3 protein-coding genes and 1 pseudogene are annotated in these 3435 nt (G+C 35.8%); 1 reads left to right on the top strand and 3 read right to left on the bottom strand.

Features of this window, described 5'->3' with window-relative positions; genetic code table 11:
- The 3 genes and pseudogenes from A3SI_RS15600 to A3SI_RS15590 all read right to left on the bottom strand — a co-directional run.
- Positions 1-400 (bottom strand): annotated as a pseudogene (locus A3SI_RS15600) (site-specific DNA-methyltransferase); the annotation flags it as partial.
- Positions 390-602, bottom strand: coding sequence for a helix-turn-helix transcriptional regulator (locus tag A3SI_RS15595; RefSeq protein WP_009057402.1), 213 nt, complete (start codon positions 600-602; stop codon positions 390-392). The pseudogene A3SI_RS15600 and the gene A3SI_RS15595, both read right to left, overlap by 11 nt.
- Positions 603-933: 331 nt before the next feature.
- Positions 934-2199, bottom strand: coding sequence for a hypothetical protein (locus A3SI_RS15590; protein ID WP_009057401.1), 1266 nt, complete (start codon positions 2197-2199; stop codon positions 934-936).
- A gap of 974 nt (positions 2200-3173) precedes the next feature.
- On the opposite strand from A3SI_RS15590, the gene A3SI_RS21285 reads away from it, so the two are divergent.
- A partial coding sequence (locus tag A3SI_RS21285) for a response regulator transcription factor (RefSeq protein WP_009057399.1) occupies positions 3174-3435 on the top strand: 262 nt, incomplete at its 3' end.

The raw sequence follows: 3435 nt of genomic DNA, 5'->3' as shown, positions 1-3435 counted from the left end.
AGAACAAGGTCAGGTGGTTGTAAATCTGATTTTCGGTTTCTACTGAAACGGTGGCTTCTGTGGCCTTGGCTTTGAGTTCTTTGTACTGATTGATTTTATCCTTCCCAAACTTCTCTAGCGTCTTCTTTTCATCTGCTTCAGCTTCCAACCAACCTTTGATGATGTCGTCCTTTTCGAGATCGGCAATTTGTTCTTTGATCTGCTTGGATTCATCAGCGGATAGTGTTTGGAGTTGTTCCTTTACCTTATCCACCAATAGCTGGTCAATGAAGTTGGCGATTTCCTTCCTTTTGTAGTGAAGGATTTTGTACACGCCAAAGTCCAGATCCTGAGAGTCGAACTGGAACAGTTGGTTTAAAAAGGCTTTTAGTTGGTCAAGCGGTGTAATATTAGTAGCCATTGTGCTCGTTTTTCTTAATTTCTATGAGTAAATCTTTGACTTCAACGTCCAGAATTCTTGCTATCTCGTATAGTACTTCAAGTCTCGGTTGCTGTCGGTTTTGAACATAAGCGTTCACCATGTTGTAGCTTTTGCCAAGCTGTTCAGCCAACCAAGTTTGTTTAATTCCTTTTTCTTCAAGTACTTCCTTTATTCTGTTCATGTCGTCAAAGAGTCAGGCTGCTAAAATAGGCTAAATTTTCCATTTATCTCATTTTACAATATAGTTTTCGTTGATTTACTTGATGGTTAATCTTAAGGTTGAAGAAAAATAGCTGTTACTTTTGCTTTTTACCTGTGGGTCAGTAAAAACTAAGTTTGTCTATTAGCGAATTGACTTTAACAGCAGGTTGCAAAACAAGTTTTACAACTAATAAACCCAGTTCTTATTAAGCACTTTACTGTCTACCTAAGAGAAAGATAGCTACGAAGTAAAAACCTTATGAATATCAGCGACCTGCCATGTTTTCTTAGTTGTAGTTATGTAAAACTCGTTAATCGCGGCTCTCTTCAATTCTAATAAAATCAAGGCTATCAGGAATTTTTAAGTCTGATATACCGTTAACGACATTATTAAATTCCTGTTTTTTACCTGGTCTATTCCGAAAGTAAGTTCTCAATTTATCTTGAAGAACATTTGGTATATACGGCCTGTTAAATGTTTTGCATATTGCCGTCACGATTGATTCATCCAAATCGAAGTTTTCAATGTAATGAATAATTTGTTGAGTTATTTGATTTGCAGCTGCATATGTAGGGATACCACTTTCTGGGAAAATTTTATCTTTCAACTTGTCATAGAATCCATTACATTCAAGCACAGTTTTTGAGTATGTATCGGGAGTTTGAGTTGTTAATCTACGAACTATCTTTTGATTAGCCTCTTCAATATCTTGTGGCCTAATTAGATTATTTTGAAGTAAACTTGTATAAACTTTAAAGTCATCAAAAGTATTTGAAAAAAGTTTAGTATACCACAAATCTCTTATGAATACCTCATCTAAATTTAAACACAGTATTTTATCTGGGTATTTTCGAATAAAATCTAATAAACGGGCATCGTCATATTTAATATATTCAATTAACTCATCAGCTATTTGATTTTTATAGTATCCTAGTATTTCATTATAAACTTTGAAATGATAGTGATCCAAAATATCATCAAGCTCTGACTCTATATCTGAGAAAAATAATTTTAGTTCACTAACATCTACAGCCGATTCCACCTCAATTATTAATGAATTAATTTCTTTATCTGGAGGGGTAATGGTAAAATCGAAATGGTCTTTGAATTTTCTGAGCAAAGAAGCTTTGCCCCCATTAACAGTAAATTTGCTTAGGTTAGTTTCAAGAAAGCTCCAAAAAGACTCAACGTGATGATAATCAATTTTTTCGTGTTTAAAGTGCGCGCAGTCATTTCTTCTGTCTTTCCAATAAACAACTTCTCGTCTTAACGTATCAGATATTGGGTAAATTTTTGATGGATCAATTCTTTGAGTAGAATCAAACACCTTCTTGTCCCATACTTCTGTGTTTTGAACATCAGTTTTTAGTTTATCCCATAATTTCTGTGGAAATCCAGGGGGTAATTGTGACTTTATTATTCTTTCTTTTAAAATTGTCATAAATCCCAAGTAGGAGAAGAGTAATGAAGCTTTATATGCCGATGCCTTATAAGACTTAATTGCCTCATCAAAAAGTGGAGTGATTTTCGCACTCAATTTTTGCTCAACGATCCATTTTTCAATTTTTAATTGCATAGTCGGCCTTTTGTATTATACACAATAATTTTCTTCACGTATACTATTGCACAATATCCCCCACTTGGCATTACAATTGCAATTTATTACTAATATATTCATGTATTATTTTTAACATCCCTTTCCTAATTTGAAAACTTTCGGAATCAAAATGCTTAGTTTGGTAGTAATTAGTTATTCGTCGAAGAGTGGAACATATAATCTTTTGGCACTCTTACTATGTTTCCTCTCCTTAAGTATGTGAACACATTCCCCCGGATACACTGCAATCAGGGATATAGTACTTTACTTGTTGTACCTTAGAAGATGCTTTTTCAAGATTTTCAAGTGCTAAACTCTTTTTAACACATTTATCCAAATATATTCAAAATCTTTCTAAACCGATACGACTTCTAGCAGAAATCTTTATTACTTAGTTCGGTTTTGCGCAGTATTGTGCTGCCTTGAAAAGCCAAAATGGTGAGATTGTGGGTCAACCCCTCATGAGGCTATTGAAAAATTAGGAACGGGACCTTAATTAAAAACATGTCTAAAAGAGTATTGTGCCAGCACCACAGGCGCAGACATAGCCAGTATGCTCCATCTGTTCTACTCGGAAGTGACTTCGGAAGAATTTTACACCACCTTCGTACCCATTTGAGTATTTGTGTATTTCCTCATTTGTTGGTATGTGGATATGAGCATAATATTCCTGGTCGCCATTTAAAGGGCTTTAAGAACTGCAGCAGAATGAGGCTGTTTTTGGCTTCGAAGCCTCTTTTCTCTAATTAAGGTCTCCCTTGATATTAGGATCTGTTTGTATCTGTATATGGAAGAATAACATACCTTGTTGTAATCGGTAAATACAACTGCACCAATTTCGGTAAATAAGACTGCACCATATTTGGCAACAAGAATGCACCACCAATAATCCCTTAGGGGCATGCCCCTAAGGATTATGGACTATTTTGCTAGCGTATCAAAACTAGCACTTTATGAATGTGTATTTAAACAAATTTATGGTTTATTTTGAGATTCACCGCCTCTACAGGGAAGGATTTTCCATTAGGCAGATAAGCGAAGAGTTAGTCCTCAACCGCCGTACGGTGAGTAAGTATCTTTCGATGACCGAACTGGAGTTCGAGCAGATGATGGTCCGGCACGCCGAACGGAGCAAGGTATTGTCACCCTATGABTTTGTCAAGTCCCGTTTGGAGAAATTCAGGGATACCCCAGCAGCTCAGATGCATGACTGGC

It is taken from the genome of Nitritalea halalkaliphila LW7 (assembly GCF_000265075.1).
In the GTDB taxonomy this organism is placed as follows: Bacteria; Bacteroidota; Bacteroidia; order Cytophagales; family Cyclobacteriaceae; genus Nitritalea; species Nitritalea halalkaliphila.
Note: the sequence above shows the minus strand (reverse complement) of the source record. Positions and strands in the feature narration are given on the sequence as shown.

Excerpts from the sequence above, each read along its gene's own strand:
- A3SI_RS15595 (WP_009057402.1), bottom strand. The coding sequence starts at position 602 with ATGAACAGAATAAAGGAAGTACTTGAAGAAAAAGGAATTAAACAAACT.
- A3SI_RS15590 (WP_009057401.1), bottom strand. The coding sequence starts at position 2,199 with ATGCAATTAAAAATTGAAAAATGGATCGTTGAGCAAAAATTGAGTGCG.